Here is a 24,566-nt window from a genome sequence, read left to right as displayed (position 1 = left end):
GTCCGTTTTTAATTCTATCATAAACGCTATTACCCATTTCATATAAAACTTGGATCTACAAATCATTATGTAACAATCGAAATATTATTGTCATGAATTCGTAATATAAAGTCCACATCATATATTATCCGGTTTGCTTGTATTTTTCAACCCTTATTTTACATTTTTAAAATCCCTGAATACCTGCTTATCCCATCCGAATAACAACAAACAGCATATTTCTTTATGATAATTTCAATATGTCGTAGTATAGAAGAGGAAGAATGGAGGAACTAACTAATGTCTGAACAAATATATGATGTAACCATTATCGGCGCGGGTCCTACAGGCCTGTTTACTGCCTTCTACGGTGGAATGCGGGATGCTAGTGTAAAGATTATTGAGAGCCTTCCCCATACCGGCGGTCAGCTAACCGCATTATATCCGGAAAAAGATATCTATGATGTTGCCGGGTTTCCCAAAATACGCGCACAAGAACTTGTAGACAATTTAGAGGAACAGGCCAACATGTTTGACCCGGAAATTGTATTGGGACAAGCTGTTGAGAAAGTGGAGCGTCTGGAAGATCAAACGCTTAAATTGACGACAAATAAGGAAGTACACTATACAAAGACCATTATCATTACTGCTGGAAACGGCGCATTTCAGCCACGCCGCCTGAATGTTGGCGACTACGAAAAGTTTGAGGGAATTAATTTGCATTATCATGTTAAGGACATGAACCATTACAAGGACCAGCATGTAATGCTGCTTGGTGGTGGTGATTCAGCTGTCGACTGGGCATTAATGCTTGAACCGATCGCAGCAAAAGTAACGCTGGTTCATCGCCGGGACAAATTCAGAGCACATGAGTACAGTGTTGAAAAATTGATGAATTCAAGCGTGGATATCTTAACCCCTTTTTCACCAAGCGGTATTAGTGGCAAAGATAGAATTGAAAGTGTATTGCTGCAGGAAGTTAAAGGCGACCGTGAATTGGAAGTTACTGTTGATTCGATTTTGTGTAATTACGGATTCGTCTCAACGCTGGGGCCAATCAAAGACTGGGGTTTGGAAATCGAAAAAAACAGTATCGTTGTAAATACCAAAATGGAAACAAATATTCCGGGAATTTATGCAGCCGGCGATATTTGTACATACCCGGGGAAGATAAATTTGATCGCAACTGGTTTTGGCGAAGGTCCAACCGCCGTCAATAATGCTAAACAATATATTGACCCGAAAGCGAGAGTTCAACCTAAACATTCGACAAGCATGTTTTAAGAAGTTAGTCCCTATAGCGCTTTTTATATACACCTCTGCATTGATTAAAAAATCATATGAAGAGGTGTATTTTGTTATGTGCCGAAGTAAAATGAGAATTTGGGATAATCATGAAAAGTTTTCAATTTGTGCAGGAAAACAACAATGCGATGCACAGATCACTCCGTACTCAGTTTCTTGCCAATAAAAAAGCCAGAGCGATAATACATGCGCTCTAGCTTATCTTTACTTTAGCATTTTTCCGGTACGCCTTCACGATTCTTCGCTTTAAATGACGACCCACAGCCACACGATACAATGGCGTTCGGATTGTCGATGCTAAATCCTCCACCCATCATATTTTGTTTGAAATCAATTGTCGTTCCCTCAATGATAGGAATGTCCTGTTTAAAAATAACAACGGGGATACCATTTATATCATCAACCATATCCAATTCTTCATTTACCTCATAATCAAACCCGAGCGAGTAGGACAATCCGCTGCAGCCGCCGCCTTTGATACCAAATCTGAGGCGAACATTTTCTTCTTCGTCTTTCATCATTTCTTTGACTTGATCCACAGCGTTATCCGTCAATGTAATAACCATTTTATGTCCTCCTTCGTATTAACAATGATCCCTCTTACATATAAGTATACAAACCGTTCCCATATGATTCAAACTTTTTAACTTGGAACAAAGGCGTAAGCGCCCGGTTAGCAACGTACAAACTGCGCCCGTGCAACACGGGTGGTTCGGCGTTGCCGCGCAAAGCGGCGTTCTTAGCCGAACACCCCCCGCAATGAGATAAAGGAAACATGCCCTGCAAAAGGGGTATGCCGACGTTGGCCGCAAAGGCCGTTTTTAGTCGGCCTTCCTTTAACTTATGAACCGATGTTGACTTATCGTAGTGAAGAAGTGTGAAGTTTGCTAGTTGCTGGGCGCTGAAGCCGGACGTGGCCTGCTTTGTCATGAGCTGAATAAAGCCTAGATTTTTATACTTTCTTTACTATTGTGAGAAATACGCCTGTTGCTATCGCTTCTGCTGTACCGGTTATCCAAACCGATCCGCCGGCTCCTTTGATCTTAACGAAAAATTAAGATAAATATAGTTATTGCCAATCCATGTATTTTGTAAATGGTTTTCCATTTCGGCATCCTCACTTCTTATTCCAAAGGTTCTACACCACATTTATCCAATTGCTGAAAAATCGTCTTTAATCTGGGAATTCCTTCAGCAACTAGTTCCTTATTGACAAAAACAATCGGATAAAACATATCTTCGTCAAATATACGCTGGACAAATTGCTGATGTTTTTCAACTTCGGGCGGATGATCGATATCAATGTATTCATATTCCATATTGTCCGTGGCATATTTCCTGCCGATTGCTGCCTGCAGCCATTCATACGTGTCCTTTGATCCTGGAGCGCCAACACAACTGGCACAAATTTGTTCTGCGCCATATACAGTGATCGTTACCTTTTGTTTCCCCATCCTAAAACCTCCACATTGTCGTTACTTTCATTTTACAAAACCTTTGATAAAAGATAAAATGAAAGTAATTGGATGATACTAAAAGAATTTCTCAATAGATTTTTTTCCGCTTTCAACTTATAATATATTTAGGAAAGGAGAAGATGGATAATGCAAGAACAAGTACGTGAAGTATTGGAAAAACTGCGTCCATTTTTATTGCGTGATGGTGGAGATGTAGAACTGGTTGATGTTGATGAAGACGGCATTGTACTTCTTCGTCTGATGGGAGCATGCGGTAACTGTCCAAGTTCAACAATTACCTTGAAAGCCGGAATTGAGCGGGCTTTGATGGCAGAAGTTCCAGGTGTTACGGAGATCGAACAGGTATTTTAATTATCCAAAGACATACATTTGAAATGGCAGGCAGACACTCGAAATGGATGTCTGCCTTTTTGTTCCTGCTTAGGAAATTATAAAAATTAAATGCTTGTGGATAACTTTGTAATCAAGATTAGCCCCGTCCGGCTCCAGCGCCCAGCAGCTAGTGTGCTTCCTTCACCTTCGTACGATAAGTCAACATCGACTCGGGGTAAAGGAAGGCCGACTAAAAACGGCCTTTGCGGCCAACGTCGGCATACCCCTTTTGCAGGGGCATGTTTCCTTTATCTCCATGGTAGGAATGTTCGGTTAAAACCGCTGCTTTGCGCAGCAACACCGAACCACCCGTGTTGCACGGGCGCAGCACATACGCTACTAACCGGGCGCTTACGCCTTTGTTCTACCCGATGCGATGACTACATCCACCTTATTCTACAGGGGTAATCGCCCCTTCCCCATTTAGCACATTGGACAGGTTATCCAGACATAACCGTAGCATTTCCTTTCGGGTCGTAACACTTGCGGAGCCAATGTGTGGTAAACAAACAGCATTATCCAATGTTAATAATGGGTGATTGCTTCTAATTGGCTCCTGTGAGAACACATCCAGCCCTGCAGCATGTATTTCCTTTGTTTGCAGTGCATCATATAAAGCCTGCTCATCCACCACACCGCCACGTGATACATTGATAAATATCCCGGATGACTTCATTGTTTGGAATGCGTGCCGATTAAACAGCTTTTCTGTTTCCTTTGCCAACGGAACAACAGACATGACAAAATCAGATGAACGAAGTAATGTTTCAAAATCAGTGTACGTTGCCTGTAATGCATTTTCTGCATCCGGATGGCGTGAACGATTATGATACAACAGGTTCATACCAAAACCTTTCGCACGTTTGGCAATAGCGGTTCCAATCCTGCCCATGCCAACAATCCCCAAGGTTTTATGGTGGATATCCGTTCCGGCAAGTAAAAACGGTGACCAATGCTGCCAGCTGTCAGCTTTGATATACGTATTTGCCTCAACCAATCTTCTTGCAGTTGCCATTAACAAGGCAAATGCTAAGTCAGCAGTTGTCTCAGTTAGTACATCAGGTGTGTTGGTCACTGTAACTCCCAGCTGTTTGGCCGATTTGACGTCAATATTATCATAACCGACCGCCATGTTAGCTACCACTTGTAATTGTTCTGCTTGTTTCAGTAATTCCTGATCAATTTTTTCGGTAATCAAGCATAACAAGCCATCAGCTGATTTTACTTCATTCAACAAAACATCTCTGGGAACAGGCTTCTCCTCCTGTTCCCACATACGAATATCGAACTGTTGACGATATGGTTTAATCATTTCTTCCGGTAGTTTCCTGGTAATATAAATCCGTTGCTTCTTCATTTATCTCACCCTTTAATTAGTCCTACAACCAGTGTAACACAGGTATCTGCAATCTTTCTTGATCAATGTCCAAATTGGCAAAAAAGTGCGCCAGACGTTGTTCATATTGCTGCTGGTTCGCCAACAGAGGCTTTAACTCATGATATAGCTGATCATATGATGTCCTTTGCATCATTCCGCGCTCCAATATATCGTATAAATGGATAGGAAAAATTAATCTGGCGTACAATAATCTCCAACTGAATATGGACAACGGTCGAACGGATTGGTAATCTTGAAGAAATTCATTTATTTCGTTACTTCTGATTTCCTCCTGCAGAAAATACGTACGAATATGTTCTGCCAAATCCCGGGCAGGATGATCGTATACAAGGCTGTCAGCCCATAAAACCGAGTTGGTGATGTTGTCGTGATAACGCTTAAAGGAAATTGTACCTTGATCAACCATGTCAAAGCGATATTCTTGCTCCGTTTCCTGCACATATTGGATAGCATTTTCGCTGATTCCAATAATATAGGGAAACACATCCATGACTAACCGATGATAAGGGCAAGGGTTTTCCATTGCCGTTTGGGTCATGTTCTTTTCAAACAGGCTTAATTTTTCTATCCATAAATGTTTCCATTGCCCATAACTGGAAATCTCCTTGGGTTCATACCTGTACATCGAACCAAGCTGGTGGAATTCGGCTAGTTGCCGTCCGGGTGAAGAATGATTGACCCGCTGTTGTTCATGTAATTGTAAAACCATGTAACGCTTTCCCTGATATTCCAAAAACCAATCCCCCTGCTTATTGCGAATCGGAATAGCCAGGTTGGGATAGTTGTTTTCAGCCAGGTAGTAGGCGAGTGATGCCTGTTCCATATAAATAGTTTCCTTGTTGGCGGCAGAAATGATAAAATAAATGGCGTCACCACTTTTATTTCCGTGCCTGTTATCCAGTACGGCTATTTCTTCCGTTTGCACATCATAATATGTTGCAAGCAAGTCTTGCAATTTACTCCCTCCCGTAGTGAAAATTCATTCAGAGGCCTCTTAAACTGAATGGCAGTTCAACGACATGGTAGAGTTGAACTGTAATCATATATTGTTGTTATGGATATATATTACTTATTATTTTCATGGCAAAAAACCGATAAAGATGGCAATATACCCATTTATTATAATCTATGTCAGCAAACGACACATCTTAACCAAAAAATGAAAGGAGATTATTATGGATAAAAATACAAGTCAAAGCGAATTGGAATTAAAAGCAAGGGAATGGTTAAACGATCGTGGGGTTACAGTCGATGACATTGCCGAACTTGTTTATTACTTACAGGCCAAATATCATGATGATTTGAGCATGGAAGATTGCAAGTTCAATGTGGATCGGGTGTTAACCAAACGGGAGGTACAGAATGCGATTTTAACCGGAATACAGCTTGATAAATTGGCGGAAGTTGGCAAATTGGATTATCCGCTCCAACAAACCATTGAAACGGATGAGAGTTTATATGGTGTTGATGAAATCATTGCACTGTCCATTGTCAATGTTTATGGTTCTATCGGTTTCACAAATTACGGTTACATTGATAAACAAAAACCAGGCATTCTCAAACGATTAAATGATAAATCAACTGGTGAGTGTCATACTTTTCTTGACGATATTGTCGGTGCCATTGCTGCGGCTGCATCAAGCAGATTAGCACATGGTTCTGCCGATGCAAAAAAACTGGATGATTAAGCAGAATGAACAGGGAGTGCACAAGAATTGCACTCCCTGTTACATATAATTAAACCATTCGGCCAAATTCCGTACATGATAGGTTGGCTTGGTTTCCAAATGAGGATAATCCGTGTATGGAGTCACACCGGTAAATACCATCAGTGTATCGATACCTGCGTGAATCCCGGCCAGGATATCCGTATGGTAATTATCTCCTACCATCAATGTTTCTTCTTTGGCAGTTCCCAATACTTTTAATGCTTGTTCAGTAATAATTCGCTCGGGTTTACCAATGAAAATTGGCTCTTGGCCAGTACTTACCGTAATAACGGATGAAATGGCACCGTTTCCTGGAACAAGACCACGTTCTGTTGGAATGGCGATGTCACTATTTGTTGACAAGAACGAAGCCCCATTACGAACTGCAAGCGTTGCGATTGCCAGTTTTTCATAAGTTATCTTCCTGTCAATCCCGACGACAACAAAGTCAACCGCTTCATCTGTCACCTGCAATTGTTCCTTTTGTATCGCGTCAACCAATCCTTCTTCCCCTATCACATAACAACGTGCACCTGCTTTTTGTTGTTTAATATAGTTTGCAGTTGCCATGCCGGATGTAAAAACATGATCGGGTGTCGATCTGATCCCCATACCCGTTAATTTTCCTGAAATTTGTTCCTTTGTTTTTGCGGAATTATTGGTTAGAAATAAATAAGGAATGTCTCTTTGATATAATTGCTCCACGAACTCCGCGGCAGCTTCAATCCGTTCATCACCGCGATACATTGTTCCATCCAGATCGATTAAATATGCATTGTACCGCTTCACATGGTTTCTCGTATCAATTGTTGGAGAATGCATTGGCAACACCCAATTCATTTTCGAGATAATGTCGGATATGTGTGCTAAATTGTTCCAACACATGAATATGATCCAACAGGCTTGTTCGTAATGTTTCATGATCCACATCGAGATAATCCTTTACCAACCTTTTTCGCAATTGGATCATCGATTTGTATGTACCTTCGTCGCTTTCCGGTAATACTTGCTCATCGATTAATATATCAATGATATCATCAAACCCGCCCGGATCCCGCATAATAAAACCGTCAATCATCATGTTTCCGGTATCTAAGATTGCTTCAACGGTCATCTGAGCAATACGTTCCAACCCCAATTTTTCCATGTCGGTTTTCGGTTGCTCTTTTTTGACTACTTGCAATAAATCATCCATATATATTAATGTCTGTTCGATTTTTTCACGATCCACAAAATACATTATATCCCTCCTAAACATCCATCACAGTAATTACTATACCATATTTAAGATGGAGGCTCCCGGTTTGTGGCTTGTTTTTCATACCATTAATTAACATGGTTCAATCATTATTCTTAACAAAAGCTATCATTTAAAGGGGTGAATGTAAAATGGGAGAAAAAGATAAGGACAAGTACTCGGATTTTTCCAATGTAAACAATAGGAGAAATTATTTAATTCCCGAAGAATTTCCGGAGGGTCCAGCTGGTTCGGAAATCAATAAAGATGAACCTGTTACTTCCAGCAAGTCGACGCCCTGGACAAAACATCAGCGCCGTGATAGTGCATTTGTTTACCCGTATAGAGAACTTCATGAGGATTTACCACGACAAACACCCGGTGCCCATCCAATTCATGACGAGCCAGACGATGTTCACCCACAGCAGGAAGATGACTGACAACCTGTATTTAGAAATCGGCCGGGGCTGCCGATTTCTTTTTTACGTTAAATAAGCCGTTGAACAGGGCTTTATATATCCACCTTTTTTAATACAAAGTAAGCACAGCCAAAATTACAATATTCATACAGGTAATCATCCAGTGCACTTATTTTTGTATCGAAAGAAGCTTTTGCATTTTGGTCATCATAAAATCCTTTTAGCCGTAATTGATCATAGCCCCAATCACCGACAATAAAATCATATTTTGTCAAAATTTCTGAATACCGTTCTTTTACTATAGGCTCCTGAAAGGCATTCTTTATGTTTTCAATAACTTCATAATACTTTCCTTGGATTTCAATCAACCTAATTCCCCCCACATTGTATATAGTGTACCATAATCCATTACCTAATAACCAGAAATTACAAAGAGAACCTGTTATGTTGCTTGTATGATTTTTGTCATGCACTACAAACTAACTGTGAGGGGGAACAATCATATTTGCCTTAGGAGGTCAATCGATGAAGAAGTGGAAAGTTTTTCTTCCATCTGTGTTAAGCTTGGCCATTATTACCGGTTGTAATGGAGTAAACAATAATTCCCAAAGTGAACAGGAACAAATGTCTGATTCATTGACACCTGACAGACAGCATACCCCAACAGACGAGGAAAGAGACAACAAACTTGGCTATGTCCGCTACAATAAGAACCAATTGAATAACGATCATGAGAATCTGCATTCCGTTCAAATCGATCGGGACAAAATGGCGGATATGATTACCAGAATGATTTTACGCAACAACGGTTTTAATGAAGCAGCTACACTTGTTACTGATCAAGAAGTATTAATTGCCTACCAGTTAAATGATGATATGGATCCAGCCACTGCTGCAGATATTGCCAGCAAAACCGCCAAATCAACGATGCCGGGATTTTTCAATATTTATGTATCCGATAACCAAACGTTAATGAACGATATCCAAAGTTTGCATAATTCCAGCATTCGTAACCAAAATTATGACAATACTATTGATAACATTATTCACGAGATGAAAAAATCTCCCCAAGGCAGAGAGAACAATATGGAAAATAACACAAGATAATTCCATCGTAAGCAAAGGGGGCAACGATATGACAGCCCTCTTTGTTTTTTTTAAATAGGAGGTGTGATTAAATGTTGCGTGTCCGTACTTATTTCATCGTCTCCTTTATCCTTCTGTTTATCATGGGTTTATTTCCTGTTCCGACAGCTGCGGACGACAATAACATTTACCAAACCCGAATGGCTCTCTATAAAAAAACAGAAAGCTTAACGCAAATCCCCTGGTATTATATTGCGGCTATTGATCAATATGAGCGCAACATGGGAAACGACAGCAATAAGAAATCAGAGCAAAAAGTTTCCATATCTATTCCGGATGAACTATGGTATGGCTTAGGAAACGGTGCCAAAAGTGATCATCCAAATGTAATAACACTTTTTAACGGAATCGGTAAAGATGGAAACGGCGATGAAAAGGCAGATCCGGGAAATCCGGAAGATGTTTTATATACAATGGCCAATTGGTTGTTGCAATATGGACCGACAAAAGAGGATATCAAAATCGGTTTATGGCATTATTATAAGCGGGATCTTACCGTCCAGACAATTATGAACACGGCAAAGGTGTTTCAACAGTATCAAAAGTTGCATTTAGTAGACAGGGATTTTCCGGTTGCAACCAATTACAATTATAGTTACAGGAGTACATGGGGGGACAAACGTGGATTTGGCGGAACCCGTATCCATGAAGGGACAGATATTTTTGCTGACTATGGAACACCGGTCAAATCGACCACCTATGGGGTGATAGAAATGAAAGGCTGGAACTTGTATGGTGGCTGGCGGATTGGAATTCGTGATATCAATAATATTTATCACTATTATGGTCACCTAAGCGGATATGAAGACGGAATTAAAGTGGGGCAAGTTGTGAAACCCGGTGATATCATCGGCAGTGTTGGCTCAACAGGTTATGGGCCGCCGGGAACCTCGGGGAAGTTTCCACCGCACTTGCATTATGGCATGTACAAAGATAATGGTCATAGTGAATGGTCGTTCGATCCATATCCATATTTACGCAAGTGGGAACGAATGGTGAAGTGAAATAACGGAAAAAACAAGAGCCATCATTGTATAAATAATGGCTCTTTTTAAGAGGATGTTCAAAAAGTCCGGTAAAAATGACACTTCGAATTTCGTCGTTGGCTTGCTTTTCCGCTCCTCATGTACCTTTTATGTACACTCCGGTGCTCAAAGCCACGCCGCCTAGAACTTCTCGGTCCTTTTTATCCTCCTTTTTGAACACGCACTTTAAGGAAAATTTAATTAAATTTATGAATTGGATTCTTTGGATTTTTTCACGGCATTTACAATGCTGGCCGCCAAGCCCCCCCAAATAATAATGATTCCAAAAATCGCAACAACAATCGCTCCTCCACTCATATTAGTTTGCCTCCTTCGTCTTTGATTGTGCTTCGTTCTCACGTGTTTTCCATTTAGTAAAGGTCATGATTATACCAATCACTAATGCCGCAATTGCTACAAACCAGCCACTATAAAAAATAAAGAAATCAGGATACCCTTCATAGTTACCATTTTCAGTTGCAAATTGTTTCAGTAAATTTTCTTTAAACAGACCAAACAGCATATAGCCGAGTACAAGTGGTGTAACGATTCCCAAGCTAGCAGTCCACCACCAGCCTAACCGGATATCAGAAATGGCATTTGCATGAGCTTTAAATTCTCCAAGTTTACGCAATCCCCATGCAACAAAAATCACTTCAATTAACCCAAGCAAAGCAACTCCAAACTGGTTAATAAAGTAATCGGTCGTATCCAGGAAATTTAATCCGCCTCTTGTGGCAAAAACAAAGGAACAGATCGCGGCGAGTCCGCCACCAAACAAAACTGCTTTTTTCCGGGTAATGCCGAATTTATCCACCAACCCGGCAACATAGGTTTCAGAAATCGATATTAATGAAGTTAACCCTGCGAGCATCAACGAGGCAAAGAATAAGAAACCAAATAACCCGTTTAGCGCTGGGAACTGATTAATGATTTGCGGGAATACTACAAATGCCAGCCCCACACCACCGGCAACAACCTCATCGACAGGTACATTTTGTTGGGTAGCCATGAATCCAAGTACAGCGAATACACCAATTCCAGCAAGTAATTCAAAACCGGAGTTTGCAAACCCGGTAATGAACGCATTATTAGTAATGTCCGACTTTTTGGGTAGATAACTGGAATACGTAATCATGATCGCAAAGGCTATTGATAAACTAAAGAAGATCTGACCATAGGCTGCAACCCAGACACCAGGCTTCGCAATTTCGGCAAAGTTCGGTTCAAAGAATGCGTTCAGTCCAGTCATCGCACCTGGCAGTGTAATGGCACGAATAACAACAATCAAGAAAATAATGACCAATGCAGGAATACAGATGCGGTTTGCTATCTCAATCCCCCTCTTAACTCCTGCGAACAAAATTCCCAATACGACAATCCAAACGATGATGAGCGGGATAAGTACACCAGGAACCAAACCACCAAAATTCCCCGGATCAACCAAATGCAAATAATCGTTAAACATAAATGATTCCGTGTCTGTTCCCCAGCTTAGATTAAATGAAAATAGTGCATAAGATATTGCCCAGGCGATAATAACCGAGTAATACGTTGAAATGACAAATGCAACCGCTACTGCCCACCAGCCGATGAATTCAGATTTCTTATGCATTCGGCTGTACGTTAACGGAGCTGAACCGCGATATTTATGTCCCATCGTGAATTCCATGATTAAAATCGGAATTCCTGCAGTTAGTAACGCAAATAAATATGGAATAAAAAATGCACCGCTTCCATTTTCATAGGCGACGGCCGGAAATCGCCATATGTTCCCAAGACCAATAGCTGACCCTACTGCAGCCATAATAAATCCCGCCCTTGTTCCCCATTGCGAACGATTTTCCATTGATTGACCTCCTCATTAGTAAGTTCTTCTATTTAATTATATTAGATTAAATTAAAATCTTTCCCCTTTTCTGATATTTATACTTGTATTATACCGTTACTTTTAGACTATGTCAAAGTGTTTCAACATATTGACCAACCAATATATGCCTAGCCGCATCACGCAAACTTTACCATCTAAAAACCCCCTCTCATCCACTGACAAGAAGGGGGTTGCGTTAATTTTCCACTTTTGTTTTTTCGATAAATTGAAATAAAAAACCAATGGCAACCAAAATAATGATAGCCGTCGCCAAAGCAAGGATCATATAGTTCGTCCAGCCAATAATCAAATAACCAATACATGAAACCAGTGCAGCCAACATTGCATACGGTATTTGGGTTAAAACGTGATCAATATGTTGCACACCGGCACCAGTTGAAGATAATATTGTTGTATCCGAAATCGGTGAACAATGATCCCCGAACACTGATCCGGAAAGCACCGCTGCTAATGTTGGCAATAACATATTTATATCTGCACCAAGTGTCACGTCCACTGCAATCGGCAGCATAATAGCAAATGTACCCCATGAAGTACCTGTAGCCAATGCCATAAAACCAGCAATAATGAAAAATAAAAATGGCAATAATGTTGTGCTTATCGAAGCATTATCCACAAGTGTTGCCAAATAACTCCCGGTTTCCAATGTGCCGATGATGGAACCAATCATCCATGCCAAAACTAATATATAAATGGCTGGAAGCATAGCCTTAACACCTTCGATAACAATCATTGTTAAAGAGGCCCTTGGGTGACTGGACCGGAGATGAAAAATCAGTGAGCTAATTACGGCTAACAATCCCCCAATGAACAGTGAAACATTAACATTTGTATTGGCGAAAACCTGCAAAAATCCAACTTCACCGCTTTCCTTTATGCCCGTAATAAACATCATCGCAACAGTTGCCACAACTAAAACAACAATTGGTACGATTAAGTGATAAACACGGCCGTTCTGATGCGGTGTGAAAGTCTCGCTTAAATCACCTGGTACTTTTTTATTCGGATCAACTACTTCCCCTGTCTGAACAGCCCGGTTTTCATGTTTTCGCATTGGTCCCATGTCGAATTTCATAAATGCTACGAGGAAAACAAGAATAACTGCTGCAATAGCATAAAAATTATACGGAATCATTTTGATAAAAGCTTCAAATGGCTGTATATTTGTTATTTGATTTGCAGCAAACAAACTTCCGAGCAACCCGATAATATACGCTCCCCAACTGGATATTGGCGAAAGAACAGCCACAGGCGCGGAGGTGGAATCAATATAATACGATAGTTTTGCACGCGAGACTCGATGCCTGTCCGTCAATGGTCTGGCCACTTGACCAACAGCAAGTGCATTAAAATAGTCATCAATAAAAATAATAATACCTAAAATTGCAGTCATCACCTGTGCCCCGACCCTTGTTTTGACACGTTTGATCATCCAATCACCAAAAGCATGACTTCCACCGGATGCTGTTATAAATGCAGTCATAATTCCCAGCATTAGTAAAAATCCTACCAACAACAGGTTGCCGCCGTCAAAGCTCCCATCGTCTACAAATATGCTAGCGAACGACCTCCATATTTCCTTTAAGAATTCTAAAATATTGAATTGATGAATGAATAATGCTCCTACAATAATCCCTGCCCCCAACGACAGCAATACCTTTCTTGTGAGCAAGACAAGTATTAACATAAGTACCGGGGGGATTAATGAATAAATTGTTCCCTCCATATGGTAAACCTCCATTTCTTCATCAAACGACCGGAGAACCTGGAAATTTTAAAGACATAAAAAAACAACGATAGAAAATAACCTACCATTGTTTTTAGTATACGTTATCCTCCATTTCGATCAGTAGTTCTCCATACATTTGTGATATGCATGACAGTATACCCCTTGTTCAAAGATACACCAGCATCGATAAATATGATCTTTATGATGCTTCGGCAACCAGCCCTTTTTCCAATCATCATCGTTGTCATTCTCCAATTGGATACTCATCCTGCTTGCGCCTCTACCTCACCGATCTGATAAGGTTGATTATTTATTTATATTAATACTATACTAGTCTACTTATCTTTTTGCAACTCATTTTTTGGTATCGAAATTGGCGGATTGTTGTTTCCCCCACCGCCGTAATATTCCGGAACTTTCCCCATCACAATACCGGAAGTCACATAAACATCAGTGCTTACTTCTTTGACACTGGTGGAAAACGGTATAACAATTTGCACTTCAGCCTCGGCATGAATATAAACCTTCACTAGCGCACTATTAATCCCGAATTTTTCTACTTCATGTTTTACATCCGTTTTCACATTTCCAACCAGCTCCAGGTTTACAGGTATTTGGGGGCCAAGATTAGAAAGTACAGTATTACCAGTTACTTCCCCAAGCGGGATATTGATCAGTGTCGGATCCTCGGTACTCTTCTCTTCTGCAGTATCCCCATAATCCAAATCAAGGTCCGATTGTTCATCCTCCGGAATTTCCCCACTATTCATTCGTAAAAAAAACTCTTCTGCTCTATCGGTTGCATATCGGTTTATTTCATTGATCGCATCAGGTCTGAATTTCCAGGATGTAATGTTGCCCTCATTATCCCTGGTAAACTCCGTAACATTTTCAAAATCATAATCCTCTGCGAATTTCACAGCAGCATTAATCCCACGGGTCGCAAACTCTGTTGTTTTCACTTCAGCTATATCCCTTAATGTCGGTTTAATCCCTGCATCCACAATAATAAGGGTTAGTCCAATCATAGCCACGAATAAGATCATGGTAATTACCAAAATATTTTTCGCTGGAAGTGGTGATCTTCTTTTCTTGAAAACTGGCCGTCGTCGCAACATCAACCCCCCTCTGAAACAATTTTATGCTTGTTTCAGAGGGGTTAGAATGCTATTTCCGGATTAATTATTCAAGCATTCTACAATTCTACAATATCCGGTCCAGGCATCTACGCCAGTCTGATATCTTTAACCACCGCCATTTGTAAAACCACTACCCGTCATCATGATATCTTGATCAAAGCATCACGACCGATCATACCCGGCTCCCAGTCATACTGTTTAGCTGCATCCGTTATCTTTTCAAGTGGTGCATTTAGTAAATCGTCAATTGTTTTCACCCCAACAGCGCGCCCGGCAATAACATGACGGTCTGCCAACATCTCATTCAATACATCTACATCCAAAGCACCACACATGATATAACCTATTTCATTTGTAATAATTAATAAATTCGTTTTTGGCAACTCTACTTCGATAGCGGTAAAGAACAAGCCCTCTACTTCCAATGGATTTACTGTTATCATGTTACCGTTTCCCCCCTCTTATTTACACTAACATATGTATTCAAGGGGCTTGGGCAATGACACTTGGTTGTGACCAGAAGCGGTTAAATCTCATATTACCGTTCAGCAAAGTCTTTTTTTAAAGTATAAGCGAGTAGATCACGCAGAAATTCTGGTAAAAAATATTTTTTTGTTTTTGATCTGGCCACTTCCGGAAGCAATCGACCGAATGTAAATGTATCGGCAACTGCAACCGTGTAAGTACGATCTGGATTGATAGGATTATCTTGAAACAACACTTCTCTGACTGATTCATGTCCATCGGTGTAAGCTTTTGTGCGAACGGTAATTCCGGAAAATATCATGCGCCCAATCAGCTTACCGCGAAAACCAAAACCTTTTAGTTGCAGCTCCATTAAATCTCTGGTAAACGATGCGCGGACAACCTCAAGCAATTCGTCGCCATTTAATTCCACGACACATGGATTAATTGGATGTGGACAGATTCGATGCACATCCTGGTACGTGACATCTCCAGCAGGCAATCGGTCAAGTAGCAGGCCAGAATTCAGCATCGCACAATCAGCCCTTGTCCAATGTTTCATGTTTGCTGTTAGTTTTTCCATAATTTTTGTATCCTCGAACCACTTCACCTCAATTGATTGATCCAGGTGCACAACTGTCTTGCCTAGTAAATCATCCGCTTGATCGGTAAGTTTTTGTATTTTTCTCTCTGTCCGCATGTCCTTGGTTAAATGACTAATGTCAGTTGCATATGCCTCTTTATGTACGAGTTGTTTGCGGTGATGATCCCATGTCAAAATAACTTCACCAATAAAGTGACAATGCTTCCCTGCCGCTGTCAGTATTGTATTATTAACGATCTCGCCTGTACGTAGTAAATGATGCGTATGTCCACCGATAATCACATCAATTTCGGGAAAACGTCGGGCTATCGTCTGGTCTTCACTGAGTCCTAGATGAGATAATAACACAATTATATCTGACGACTGTTCAACCATCTTGATTTCTCGTTCCAACACTGCAAACGGATCCGAAACATGCCAGTCCAGCAGCTCATAATAATCATTAAAAGGTGCTGTAAGACCAATAACAGCAATCCGTATGCCAGTTAATGACTGGACATACACATGTGAATGGAGCCATGCTGGAGCTGGTTCTGCCATATCATGAAGGTTGGCACAAACAACCTGAAAATTTGCTTGGTCGTAAAGATGGTATAAATCCTGGTGATTAAGCGTGATACCTTCATTATTCCCAAGCGTTACTAAATCATAGCCGGCATCGTTCATCAGGTCCACATTCGCTTTTCCCATAAAGGCTTCAGCAATTGGGTGCGCACGGTCTATATGATCACCAATATCCATTACCCAGCTGGATGCCCGCTCAAGCGATGTACTTGCCCGTGCATCATTTAAATATTGCACTACTTTCGGCCATTGGGAAAAGTTGCTATGCAAATCATTCGTATAATAAAAATATATTTTCTCCTGCATAGTTTAAACACCTTCTATTATTAATCGAATCCCAATGATAACAAGTAAAATCCGTAATATCCATTCCAATGTTTTTCCATTTAAGAATTGATTGGTTTTGGCTCCGATCGTCCCGCCAATCCATGCACCAGGAATAAAGAAAAACACATACTGCCAGTTAATATGGCCCAAATAAATATGTGAACTGACTGTAATCACGCTGATAAAAAAGATAATAAACATGGAAGTTGCTGAAGCTATATGTGCGGGGATACCAAACAACAAAATCATTGCTGGTACAATAATCGCTCCCCCACCAATACCAAACAGCCCGGATAAAACACCGACAATAACAGATAATACGATTATTTTCCAAATCGAAATGGTATAGCAATATGTTTTATTCCCAATCTGAAAGGAACGGTTATAATGTTCCTGATCATCCGTATGTTTCTTATCATGCTTGATTAAAAATAAAGTAGATATGACCAGCATCAAAATACCAAAATAGAGTGAGAATTTATCCGCATCAATGTACTGATTTAACCAGGCACCAAAAATACCAGCCGGAATACTTCCCACCAGAAATAAAAGGCCCGTTTTATAATCGATACGACCCTTTCGGAAATAGGATATAGACGAAGATAATGCCGTAACAACCATCACCATTAAGGAGACTCCCACAATCGTTTGAGGGGTTGCCCAAGCGAACATATCGGTATAATGGAACAAAAACAACAAACTTGGAATTAAAATGACCCCGCCGCCAAGTCCGATTAAACTTCCTACAAAAGCTGTTACAATGCCAATGAATAAACAAATGATGTAAACCAATTACGAATCCCTACTATCTCACGTTGTCGTTACTTGATATGTCTATCACCATACTAGCACGCATTAGTAATGAATTCTATTGATATAGGCTAGTTGAACAAAAATAAAAAGAGCCCGCAAATTGCGAGCTCTTTGGTGGGTTCAAACTTAACCTACCGAACCTTCCATTTCCATCTTGATCAGCCGGTTCATTTCAACGGCATATTCCATTGGAAGCTCTTTAGTAAACGGCTCAATAAAGCCCATTACAATCATTTCTGTCGCTTCTTCTTCTGTTAATCCCCGACTCATTAGATAAAATAATTGTTCTTCTGAGACTTTAGATACCTTTGCTTCGTGTTCCAAAGAAATGTTATTGTTATAAACTTCATTATATGGAATGGTATCCGAAGTTGACTCATTATCCATGATTAACGTATCACATTCAACATTGGCACGGGCATTTTCTGCTTTACGTCCAAAGTGAACAAGTCCGCGGTAGTTTACTTTTCCGCCGTGTTTGGAAATCGATTTGGATACGATCGTTGACGAAGTGTTTGGTGCCAGGTGATGCATTTTTGCACCAGCATCTTGACATTGACCGCGTCCGGCAATTGCAATCGATAGGGTATTACCGCGTGCACCTTCACCTTTCAATAGAACAGCTGGATATTTCATGGTCAATTTTGAACCTAAGTTTCCATCGATCCACTCCATTGTCGCGTTAGCCTCACATGTCGCACGTTTCGTTACCAGATTATAAACATTGTTTGCCCAGTTTTGGATCGTTGTATAGCGGCAGTATGCGTCTTTTTTAACAAAGATCTCCACAACCGCGCTATGCAATGAATTCGTCGTATAGACTGGCGCCGTACAACCTTCTACATAATGGACAGAAGCACCTTCATCAACAATGATCAGCGTCCGTTCAAATTGTCCCATATTCTCCGAGTTGATACGGAAATATGCTTGCAATGGTGTCGTTGTTTTTACACCTTTTGGTACATAAATGAATGATCCACCAGACCAGACGGCTGAGTTAAGGGCAGCAAATTTATTATCTGTTGGCGGGATAGCTTTACCGAAGTATTCCTTGAATAATTCTTCATGTTCCTGAAGTGCTGTATCCGTATCTTTAAAAATGATACCCATTGCCTCCAGATCCTCTTTCAGGCTGGAATAAACAACTTCAGATTCATATTGGGCGGAAACCCCTGCCAAATATTTTTGTTCTGCTTCCGGAATTCCTAACTTGTCAAATGTTTGTTTGATTTCATCAGGAACCTCATCCCATGTTTTTCCCTGGCGTTCAGATGGTTTAACGTAATAAACTATTTCATCAAAATCCAATTCAGACAGGTCACCGCCCCATTGTGGCATTGGCCGCTTATAAAAATGATCCAATGCTTTCAGGCGATAATCCAGCATCCATTGTGGTTCCTCTTTCATTCTCGAAATTTCTTCAACTACTTTTGGCGTTAAACCTCGTTCCGTACGAAAAATAGAGACATCTTTATCATGAAATCCATATTTATACTCTTCCATTTCTGGCATATTCTTAGCCATGAAAAAACCTCCTTTAAGGTATGATCCTTCCTAACCCTGTGGCCAGTTCATTTTCTCCAGGCTTGCAAATGACCGGCGCCTATTTATCTTCGTGGACCCCTTTTTCCATCGCTTTCCATGCAAGGGTTGCGCATTTAATTCTTGCAGGAAATTGGGAAACACCCTGCAATGCTGCAATGTCATCAAAATCTGCCTCTTCCATGTCAACATCTTCTCCAAGCATCATGTTGGAAAATGTTTTTGACATTTTTAATGCATCATTAATATGTTTCCCTTTGATTGCCTGTGTCATCATGGACGCCGATGCCATACTAATGGAACAACCTTCTCCATTAAATTTAGCATTCTTGACAATACCGTCTTCTACTTGTAATTGCAGCTGAATGCGATCTCCACATGTCGGGTTATTCATATCGACAGTCAGCGCATCGCCTTCTACTGTACCCTTGTTGCGTGGATTTTTATAATGGTCCATGATTACTTTTCGGTATAGTGTATCGAGGTTAAAAGACATCACCAAAATACTCCTTTGTTTTCAAGAGTCCCTCTACAAGCCGATCAATATCTTCCATCGTATTATACAAATAAAAGCTTGCCCTTGCAGTAGCCGTTACGTTTAACCATTTCATCAACGGCTGGGCACAATGATGGCCGGCACGAACTGCAATCCCTTCCGCATCAAGTACAGTGGATACATCATGCGGATGCACATCATCCAAATTAAACGTAACCAACGCTGCACGTTCTTGTGGACCATAAACCGTAATTCTATCTATAGCACGAAGTTTAGATTGAGCATAGGCTGCCAGTTCATGTTCGTGCGCTGTAATGTTTTCCATGCCAACTTCATGCAAAAAGTCAATCGCAGCACCAAGTCCTATTGCCCCGGCAATGATTGGTGTACCACCTTCAAACTTCCATGGAAGCTCCTTCCAGGTAGAATCGTACAAATTAACAAAGTCAATCATTTCGCCGCCAAATTCTACCGGTTCCATATCTTCCAGAAGCTCACGTTTTCCATATAATACCCCAATGCCTGTAGGACCACACATTTTATGTCCGGAAAATGCGTAAAAATCACAATCCAGATCTTGAACATCTACTTGCATATGGGGTGCTCCCTGTGCCCCGTCAACAAGCATCACAGCACCATGTTGATGGGCGATTTGGGTAATTTCTTTTACCGGATTAATGGTTCCCAAGACGTTGGAAACATGGGCAATGGCAACGATTTTCGTCTTATCGGAAACAGCTTCACGCACGTCTGCCAGCGATATCGTACCATCTGCTTGCAACGGCAAATATTTTAAAGTCGCGCCTGTTGCTTTTGCCGTCTGTTGCCAGGGAATAATATTACTATGGTGTTCCATCGGCGTAATCAAAATTTCATCGTCCGCTTGTAATGTACTTCGCGCATAACTGTACGCAACCGTATTAATTGAGGTTGTTGTTCCCCGGGTGAAAATAACCTCCGCAGTACTCTTTGCATTCAAAAACCGGCGTACTTTCTCCCGTGCTCCTTCATACTTTTCAGTAGCCCGTGAGCCTAATGTATGCACACCACGATGAACATTTGAATTATCATTACGATAATATGTGTCAATTGCATCGATTACCTTCAATGGCTTTTGCGACGTTGCTGATGAATCAAGATATACCAAAGGATGCCCGTTCACTTCCTGATGTAACGTGGGAAACTGTTCCCGTATGGCATTGACATCCATTAGTAAACCTTCCTCTCAATGACTTCTGACAGTTGTTTTTTGACTGATTCAATTGGCAACTGGCCGACAACCGGTTCCAGGAAACCATGAATAATCAAGCGTTCTGCCTCCGTTTTGGTTATTCCCCTGCTCATTAGATAATACATTTGTACTGGGTCAACCCTGCCGACTGATGCAGCATGACCAGCCATGACATCGTCTTCATCAATCAATAGAATTGGGTTGGCATCCCCACGCGCCCGTTCACTTAACATGAGTACCCGGGATTCTTGTTCTGCATTTGATTTCGATGCACCATGTTCAATTTTGCCGATTCCATTAAAAATAGCCGTTGACTTATCTTTCATGACACCATGTTGTAATATATAACCTTCTGTATTTTTACCGAAGTGGACAATTTGGGATTGGAAATTTTGAGTTTGCTTTCCACGACCTACTGATACCATTTTGGCATTGGAATTGGAATTATCGCCAACCAAATGTGTAATATTCTCAGCAACTGTATTTCCATCATTCATTTGTCCCAATGCCCAATCAATCGTTGCATCACGATAAGTTACACCACGGCGATTGGAGTATGTTGTTGTGCCTTCAGCAAAATTATCAACCGCACCAAAGGCGATCTTGGCATTATTTTGCGCAATAACTTCCGTCACAATGTTAGCAACTGTTTGTTCCTCATGATTACTGGAAATGTAGTTTTCCACATATGTTAACGAACTATTTTCATCGGCAACCACAAGCACATGATTAAAGATGGCCGCTTCCGGGTCTTCCTGCCAGAAAATAGATTGCAGCGGGGTGTCAAGTTGAACATTTTTTGGTACATAAACGAACACACCGCCATTCATTAATGCCGCATGCAATGCAGTTAAACGATGTTCATCAATCGATACGGCATCTTTCATATAATACCGCTTGACCAAATCCTCATGCTCGGTTAGTGCAGTGAAAATATCTGTGAAAATAACACCCTTTTCCTTTAATTCATCTGTTAATGATGCATAGGCAATGGTGTGATTTCGTTGGATTATCAGATTTTCCGGTTTATTTTCCTGATCGAGAAACTCCTGGATTTCAGCTGGCAGTTCACCAAGTGAAGATATCCTTTCACCTTGTGCAGTATGTTTAAATTGGCTGAAATTCCATTTGCCGATTTTCGTTTTATCCGGTTTAGGCATTTCAAGCACGTCAGCTTGTTCCAATGCATGGAGGCGTATTTCCCGCATCCATTCCGGTTCGTTTCTTTCCTGTGAAAATTGATTGATATAAGCTTGATCATATGGCAGCCTTGTTTCAACAGTCATCAATACCCCTCCTATCTTTTACGCATTTTGCTCTTGTGTTTCAGCAACTTCGTCTTCAATTCCCAATTCTTCCTTGATCCAGTCATAACCTTCAGCCTCCAGACGCTGAGCAAGTTCCGGACCGCCGGATTTAACGACACGGCCTTGCATCATGACATGAACAACATCCGGTGTGATGTAGTTCAACAGGCGTTGATAGTGGGTAATAATCAGGCAGCCAAAATTTTCATCACGTAATTTGTTAATACCTTTGGAAACAACTTTAAGCGCGTCAATGTCCAAACCAGAGTCGATTTCATCCAAAATGGCAATTTCCGGTTTAATCATCATTAATTGGAGAATTTCATTACGTTTCTTCTCACCACCGGAGAAACCTTCATTCAAATAGCGCTGTGCCATGTTTTTATCAATTTCAAGGTAATCTAACGTACTATCCATTTCTTTGATAAACTTCATGAGCGGAATTTCATCGCCCTCTTCACGACGTGCATTAATGGAAGAACGCAAAAAGTCTGAAGTTGTCACTCCACTGATCTCACTTGGATATTGCATACCAAGGAACAGTCCCGCACGTGCTCGTTCATCAACTTCCATTTCCAAAACATCTTTTCCATCCAACAAAACACTGCCTTGGGTTACTTCATATTTAGGATGACCCATGATCGCTGATGCAAGGGTCGATTTCCCTGTTCCGTTTGGTCCCATTACCGCATGAAATTCGCCACCTTTTATTGTAAGGTTGACACCTTTTAAAATCTCTCTTTCTTCAATTGACACATGAAGATCTTTTATTTCCAGTGTTGATCCAGCCATATCAATACCTCCATTTGTTGTTATATATGTGTGTATTTATCAAATGGATCAATATCCATTCTCAATTTATTCTCATTCCAATCTTATATCATTTCGAATGTATATTCAACTTTTTTAAGCTGATAAATTATACACGGTACCTTGTTGCTATTATAGTTTAACATAAAGTAAGGTCTCTTTGTTCGTCCACGCATGAAACATGATCTGTCATCTGTAACAGGTTTTACTTGAAATATGCTGTTATCCCAGCCGACGTCTCATCCAACAAGGCACGCACTTCTTTGCCCACATGGCATATGATGTACTGTCTTCAATAACAAAAATGCCGGCAAGCTCCGCATTGGAGTTGCCAGCATCTATCCTTTTATTATTATCTATGCAAATGACTATCGATTTCTGCTACCATGTGTTTACATTGCTCATATTCTTTTTGTCTTCTCTTTTCAATATTAATTCGTTTGTCAAGCTTCCTCCCATATTCAGCGTAACCTATTCCATGAGACTGCTGCATTGCCTTTTCCATTTCGGGAGTGTAATTCATTCGTATTCCACTATGAATAGTGAATCATCCTTTCGTTTTATTTACAATCATAAGGTTAACACAAGGACAATTCCCCTGACAAAACGAATATAAACCTCAGACAATTCATTGCGCAGGAAAAATCCTTCTGCGGTAAACACAATAATTATTTTTCGTTAAATACCTTTATTTTCACCCTTATACCTGTCATTTACTCGATATTTTCTAAACGTTGCAATTTAATCCTCGCCACCGACCGGGACAACTGCTCCATCGTATTTGTCCATCATAAAATCTTGTATTTCTTTGGATTGCAGCACATCAACAAGTGTATTTAATGCTTCATTATCTTTATCCTCCGATCGTACGGCAACCACATTCACATATGGGGAATTTTCGTCCTCTATAGCCAAAGCATCCTTCAGTGGATTTAAATCAGCCTGAATTGCATAGTTAGTATTGATTGCAACAAGGACATTGTCTTCTTTATTATAGAGTTCCGGTAAAATTGCAGCATCATAATCAGCTGAAAATTTTAAATGCTTTGGATTTTCAACAATATCATCAATCTGCGCATTTACTTTATCCACATTATCATCCAGCTTGATTAAGCCACTTTTTTCAAATAATTCCAGTATCCGTCCATGGTCTGACGCTGAATTACTCATAATCACTTCTGTACCATTTTTGACGTCATCCAGACTTTTAATATCTTTTGAATAAATCCCCATTGGTTCAATATGAATGCCATCAATGTAATCCAGATCGTAGCCGGTATCTTTTATCACTTGTTCTAAGAAGGGAATGGTTTGAAAATAATTCGCATCCAGATCACTATCAGCAAGTGCATCGTTAGGTAATACATAATCTTGAAATTCCTCAATCTCTAAATTAATCCCTTTTTCTTTCAAGATCGGTTTCGCCTTTTCCAATACTTCGGCATGTGGGACACTTGTTGCACCCACTTTAATGGTTGTATTACCGTCTTCATCTTTACCCTCACTGGAACCACCGCCACAAGCCGCTAAAAGAAGTACCAGTATTGCAGACAGAAGTATAAAAACCTTTTTCATCAAA

Annotated in this window: 27 protein-coding genes and 1 riboswitch; of the genes, 6 read left to right on the top strand and 21 right to left on the bottom strand. The window is 40.5% G+C overall.

All coding sequences use genetic code 11. The annotated features are described in order from the left end of the window. The first annotated feature begins 279 nt into the window (after window positions 1-279). Window positions 280-1,263 carry an NAD(P)/FAD-dependent oxidoreductase gene (locus O2S85_RS06680; protein ID WP_269411904.1) on the top strand — a complete coding sequence of 328 codons (984 nt, stop codon included), beginning with the start codon at window positions 280-282 and terminating at the stop codon, window positions 1,261-1,263. A 230-nt stretch (window positions 1,264-1,493) separates the two neighbouring features. Here O2S85_RS06680 and O2S85_RS06675 read toward each other — a convergent pair whose 3' ends face one another. Then, window positions 1,494-1,850 carry a HesB/IscA family protein gene (locus O2S85_RS06675; protein ID WP_269411903.1) on the bottom strand — a complete coding sequence of 119 codons (357 nt, stop codon included), beginning with the start codon at window positions 1,848-1,850 and terminating at the stop codon, window positions 1,494-1,496. 558 nt (window positions 1,851-2,408) lie between these two features. Continuing rightward, window positions 2,409-2,738 carry a YuzD family protein gene (locus O2S85_RS06670; protein WP_269411902.1) on the bottom strand — a complete coding sequence of 110 codons (330 nt, stop codon included), beginning with the start codon at window positions 2,736-2,738 and terminating at the stop codon, window positions 2,409-2,411. Between the two features lie 150 nt (window positions 2,739-2,888). Here O2S85_RS06670 and O2S85_RS06665 point away from each other — a divergent pair, with 150 nt between their 5' ends. Then, window positions 2,889-3,113: a NifU family protein gene (locus O2S85_RS06665; protein ID WP_269411901.1), complete on the top strand. Its 225-nt coding sequence runs from the start codon at window positions 2,889-2,891 to the stop codon at window positions 3,111-3,113. A gap of 412 nt (window positions 3,114-3,525) precedes the next feature. Here the strand turns inward: O2S85_RS06665 and O2S85_RS06660 are convergent, their stop codons facing one another. Then, on the bottom strand, window positions 3,526-4,491 hold the full coding sequence (locus O2S85_RS06660) for a 2-hydroxyacid dehydrogenase (RefSeq protein WP_269411900.1): 966 nt from the start codon (window positions 4,489-4,491) through the stop codon (window positions 3,526-3,528). A 22-nt stretch (window positions 4,492-4,513) separates the two neighbouring features. Next, on the bottom strand, window positions 4,514-5,488 hold the full coding sequence (locus O2S85_RS06655) for a YutH/CotS family kinase-like spore coat protein (RefSeq protein WP_269411899.1): 975 nt from the start codon (window positions 5,486-5,488) through the stop codon (window positions 4,514-4,516). Window positions 5,489-5,708: 220 nt separating this feature from the next. On the opposite strand from O2S85_RS06655, the gene O2S85_RS06650 reads away from it, so the two are divergent. Further along, window positions 5,709-6,221: a phosphatidylglycerophosphatase A family protein gene (locus O2S85_RS06650; protein ID WP_269411898.1), complete on the top strand. Its 513-nt coding sequence runs from the start codon at window positions 5,709-5,711 to the stop codon at window positions 6,219-6,221. Between the two features lie 39 nt (window positions 6,222-6,260). Here the strand turns inward: O2S85_RS06650 and nucF are convergent, their stop codons facing one another. After that, window positions 6,261-7,031, bottom strand: coding sequence for a 5' nucleotidase NucF (gene nucF, locus O2S85_RS06645; RefSeq protein WP_304608131.1), 771 nt, complete (start codon window positions 7,029-7,031; stop codon window positions 6,261-6,263). 13 nt (window positions 7,032-7,044) lie between these two features. Beyond that, window positions 7,045-7,482 (bottom strand): DUF86 domain-containing protein, encoded by a 438-nt coding sequence (locus O2S85_RS06640; protein ID WP_269411896.1) that lies wholly within the window; start codon window positions 7,480-7,482, stop codon window positions 7,045-7,047. A 149-nt stretch (window positions 7,483-7,631) separates the two neighbouring features. Between O2S85_RS06640 and O2S85_RS06635 the strand changes: the two genes are divergently transcribed. Next, entirely contained in the window at window positions 7,632-7,919 is a 288-nt protein-coding gene (locus tag O2S85_RS06635) for a hypothetical protein (RefSeq protein WP_269411895.1), read from the top strand. 71 nt (window positions 7,920-7,990) lie between these two features. Here the strand turns inward: O2S85_RS06635 and O2S85_RS06630 are convergent, their stop codons facing one another. Continuing rightward, window positions 7,991-8,266, bottom strand: a complete 276-nt coding sequence (locus O2S85_RS06630) for a YutD family protein (protein ID WP_269411894.1) — start codon at window positions 8,264-8,266, stop codon at window positions 7,991-7,993. A gap of 157 nt (window positions 8,267-8,423) precedes the next feature. Here O2S85_RS06630 and O2S85_RS06625 point away from each other — a divergent pair, with 157 nt between their 5' ends. Both O2S85_RS06625 and O2S85_RS06620 read left to right on the top strand, forming a co-directional pair. Further along, complete coding sequence (locus tag O2S85_RS06625) at window positions 8,424-9,005, top strand: YhcN/YlaJ family sporulation lipoprotein (protein WP_269411893.1); 582 nt, start codon at window positions 8,424-8,426, stop codon at window positions 9,003-9,005. A 71-nt stretch (window positions 9,006-9,076) separates the two neighbouring features. After that, a complete protein-coding gene (locus O2S85_RS06620) occupies window positions 9,077-10,048 on the top strand; it encodes a M23 family metallopeptidase (RefSeq protein ID WP_439649438.1) in 972 nt (323 codons plus the stop codon). Between the two features lie 228 nt (window positions 10,049-10,276). Here the strand turns inward: O2S85_RS06620 and O2S85_RS06615 are convergent, their stop codons facing one another. From O2S85_RS06615 to O2S85_RS06555, 14 genes are all read right to left on the bottom strand, one after another. Continuing rightward, window positions 10,277-10,387: a methionine/alanine import family NSS transporter small subunit gene (locus O2S85_RS06615; protein WP_269411892.1), complete on the bottom strand. Its 111-nt coding sequence runs from the start codon at window positions 10,385-10,387 to the stop codon at window positions 10,277-10,279. 1 nt (window position 10,388) lies between these two features. Further along, the gene (locus O2S85_RS06610; protein ID WP_269411891.1) at window positions 10,389-11,918 is read right to left on the bottom strand and encodes a sodium-dependent transporter; all 1,530 of its coding nucleotides are present in this window, start codon (window positions 11,916-11,918) and stop codon (window positions 10,389-10,391) included. Between the two features lie 217 nt (window positions 11,919-12,135). Next, window positions 12,136-13,686, bottom strand: a complete 1,551-nt coding sequence (locus O2S85_RS06605; protein ID WP_269411890.1) for a Na+/H+ antiporter NhaC family protein — start codon at window positions 13,684-13,686, stop codon at window positions 12,136-12,138. Window positions 13,687-13,802: 116 nt separating this feature from the next. Beyond that, a riboswitch (Lysine riboswitch) is annotated at window positions 13,803-13,980 on the bottom strand. Window positions 13,981-14,024: 44 nt separating this feature from the next. Then, window positions 14,025-14,807: a sporulation protein YunB gene (yunB, locus tag O2S85_RS06600; protein WP_269411889.1), complete on the bottom strand. Its 783-nt coding sequence runs from the start codon at window positions 14,805-14,807 to the stop codon at window positions 14,025-14,027. A gap of 161 nt (window positions 14,808-14,968) precedes the next feature. Then, window positions 14,969-15,271, bottom strand: coding sequence for a YunC family protein (locus O2S85_RS06595; protein WP_269411888.1), 303 nt, complete (start codon window positions 15,269-15,271; stop codon window positions 14,969-14,971). Between the two features lie 95 nt (window positions 15,272-15,366). Then, window positions 15,367-16,767 (bottom strand): bifunctional metallophosphatase/5'-nucleotidase, encoded by a 1,401-nt coding sequence (locus tag O2S85_RS06590; RefSeq protein WP_269411887.1) that lies wholly within the window; start codon window positions 16,765-16,767, stop codon window positions 15,367-15,369. A gap of 3 nt (window positions 16,768-16,770) precedes the next feature. Then, a complete protein-coding gene (locus O2S85_RS06585; RefSeq protein ID WP_269411886.1) occupies window positions 16,771-17,580 on the bottom strand; it encodes a sulfite exporter TauE/SafE family protein in 810 nt (269 codons plus the stop codon). A 147-nt stretch (window positions 17,581-17,727) separates the two neighbouring features. Beyond that, complete coding sequence (sufB, locus tag O2S85_RS06580; RefSeq protein ID WP_269411885.1) at window positions 17,728-19,125, bottom strand: Fe-S cluster assembly protein SufB; 1,398 nt, start codon at window positions 19,123-19,125, stop codon at window positions 17,728-17,730. A 79-nt stretch (window positions 19,126-19,204) separates the two neighbouring features. Next, window positions 19,205-19,639, bottom strand: a complete 435-nt coding sequence (gene sufU, locus O2S85_RS06575; protein WP_269412497.1) for a Fe-S cluster assembly sulfur transfer protein SufU — start codon at window positions 19,637-19,639, stop codon at window positions 19,205-19,207. Next, window positions 19,629-20,849 carry a cysteine desulfurase gene (locus O2S85_RS06570; protein ID WP_269411884.1) on the bottom strand — a complete coding sequence of 407 codons (1,221 nt, stop codon included), beginning with the start codon at window positions 20,847-20,849 and terminating at the stop codon, window positions 19,629-19,631. The genes sufU and O2S85_RS06570 overlap by 11 nt, the downstream gene beginning before the upstream one ends. Next, on the bottom strand, window positions 20,849-22,156 hold the full coding sequence (sufD, locus tag O2S85_RS06565; RefSeq protein WP_269411883.1) for a Fe-S cluster assembly protein SufD: 1,308 nt from the start codon (window positions 22,154-22,156) through the stop codon (window positions 20,849-20,851). Before sufD ends, O2S85_RS06570 begins: the two co-directional genes overlap by 1 nt. An 18-nt stretch (window positions 22,157-22,174) precedes the next feature. Further along, window positions 22,175-22,969 (bottom strand): Fe-S cluster assembly ATPase SufC, encoded by a 795-nt coding sequence (sufC, locus tag O2S85_RS06560; RefSeq protein ID WP_269411882.1) that lies wholly within the window; start codon window positions 22,967-22,969, stop codon window positions 22,175-22,177. Window positions 22,970-23,339: 370 nt separating this feature from the next. Then, the gene (locus O2S85_RS18965) at window positions 23,340-23,480 is read right to left on the bottom strand and encodes a YuzK family famiily protein (RefSeq protein WP_483101289.1); all 141 of its coding nucleotides are present in this window, start codon (window positions 23,478-23,480) and stop codon (window positions 23,340-23,342) included. Window positions 23,481-23,728: 248 nt separating this feature from the next. Beyond that, window positions 23,729-24,562, bottom strand: a complete 834-nt coding sequence (locus tag O2S85_RS06555; RefSeq protein ID WP_269411881.1) for a MetQ/NlpA family ABC transporter substrate-binding protein — start codon at window positions 24,560-24,562, stop codon at window positions 23,729-23,731. Between the last annotated feature and the right edge of the window lie 4 nt (window positions 24,563-24,566).

The sequence above is a fragment of the Lentibacillus daqui genome, assembly GCF_027186265.1.
In the GTDB taxonomy this organism is placed as follows: domain Bacteria; phylum Bacillota; class Bacilli; order Bacillales; family Amphibacillaceae; genus Lentibacillus_C; species Lentibacillus_C daqui.
Note: the sequence above shows the minus strand (reverse complement) of the source record. Positions and strands in the feature narration are given on the sequence as shown.